At 57.5% G+C, this 1,717-nt stretch carries 2 protein-coding genes; both read left to right on the top strand.

Features of this window, described 5'->3' with window-relative positions; all coding sequences use genetic code 11:
- The first annotated feature begins 104 nt into the window (after positions 1–104).
- A complete protein-coding gene (nusA, locus tag ACRESJ_RS06605) occupies positions 105–1,586 on the top strand; it encodes a transcription termination factor NusA (protein WP_431757197.1) in 1,482 nt (493 codons plus the stop codon).
- A 27-nt stretch (positions 1,587–1,613) separates the two neighbouring features.
- A partial coding sequence (locus ACRESJ_RS06600; protein ID WP_431757198.1) for a translation initiation factor IF-2 N-terminal domain-containing protein occupies positions 1,614–1,717 on the top strand: 104 nt, incomplete at its 3' end.

Below are 1,717 nucleotides of genomic sequence, written 5' to 3'. Positions count from 1 at the left end.
TTCCTGTTGCCGATCGATATGATCGACAAGGCCAACATTATTCCCAGTTTTGACTGAGACGCGGATCCCGCGGATCCAATGGCTTGCGAAAGGCGAGGCGTACGATGAGCAAAGAAGTACTGCTGGTTGTTGAGTCGGTATCCAACGAAAAGGGTGTACCGGCAAGCGTAATTTTTGAAGCGCTGGAGCTGGCCCTGGCCACTGCTACCAAGAAACGTTTCGAGGACGAAGTTGACCTGCGTGTGGAAATCAACCGCCACACCGGTTCCTACGAAACTTTCCGTCGCTGGACAGTCGTCGAAGAAGATGATCTGGACGATCCTGCCATCGAAACCTGGCCGAGCAAGGTTGCGCAAACGCATCCTGGTGCCCAGGTTGGTGACGTTGTCGAAGAGAAGATCGAGTCCATCGAATTCGGCCGTATCGCTGCACAGACTGCCAAGCAGGTCATCGTGCAGAAGGTTCGCGAAGCTGAGCGTGCTCAGGTCGTTGACGCTTACCGCGAGCGCCTGGGTGAAATCATCTCCGGCACCGTGAAAAAAGTAACCCGCGATAACGTGATCGTTGATCTGGGCAACAACGCTGAGGCGTTGCTGGCCCGTGAAGACATCATTTCTCGCGAAACTTTCCGGGTTGGCGTGCGCCTGCGTGCGTTGCTCAAGGAAATCCGCACCGAGAACCGCGGCCCGCAGCTGATCCTGTCGCGCACCGCGCCGGAAATGCTGATCGAGTTGTTCCGCATCGAAGTGCCGGAAATTGCCGAAGGCCTGATCGAAGTGATGGCTGCATCCCGTGATCCGGGATCGCGCGCCAAGATCGCCGTCCGTTCCAAGGACAAGCGCATCGACCCGCAAGGCGCTTGCATTGGTATGCGCGGTTCGCGCGTCCAGGCAGTGTCGGGTGAGTTGGGTGGTGAGCGCGTTGATATCGTTCTGTGGGACGACAACCCGGCTCAGTTCGTAATCAACGCCATGTCCCCGGCTGAGGTTGCGGCAATTATCGTTGACGAAGATGCCCATGCAATGGACATCGCCGTTGGCGCAGACAATCTGGCTCAGGCCATCGGTCGCGGTGGTCAGAACGTGCGTCTGGCTAGCCAGTTGACTGGCTGGACCCTGAACGTGATGACCGAATCGGACATCCAGGCTAAGCAGCAAGCAGAAACCGGCGACATCCTGCGCAACTTCATCGACGAGCTGGAAGTCGACGAAGAACTGGCTCAGGTGCTGGTTGATGAAGGCTTCACCAGCCTGGAAGAGATTGCCTACGTACCGTTGGAAGAAATGCTCAACATCGACGGCTTTGACGAGGAAATCGTCAACGAGCTTCGCGCTCGTGCCAAGGATCGCTTGTTGACCAAAGCCATCGCTACTGAGGAAAAGCTGGCAGACGCCCATCCGGCCGAAGACCTGCTCTCGCTTGAGGGTATGGACAAGGATTTGGCGATGGAACTGGCGGTGCGCGGCGTAATTACCCGCGAAGACCTGGCCGAGCAGTCTATTGACGACCTGCTCGACATCGACGGCATTGACGATGATCGTGCCGGCAAGTTGATCATGGCCGCCCGAGCCCACTGGTTCGAGTAATTAGGCGCGGCCTGAGGAGAGAAGTGCATGACGCAAGTCACGGTGAAACAACTGGCCGATGAGGTCAAAACACCGGTAGAGCGCCTGTTGCAGCAGATGCGTGAGGCAGGTCTGCCGCACACCGCCGCCGA

Source organism: Pseudomonas sp., assembly GCF_050739655.1.
Classification (GTDB): Bacteria; Pseudomonadota; Gammaproteobacteria; order Pseudomonadales; family Pseudomonadaceae; genus Aquipseudomonas.
This window is presented reverse-complemented; position numbering and strand designations above follow the sequence as displayed.

Bases quoted from the DNA above. Each gene is read 5' to 3' on its own strand.
- nusA (WP_431757197.1), top strand. From the start codon at position 105: ATGAGCAAAGAAGTACTGCTGGTTGTTGAGTCGGTATCCAACGAAAAG.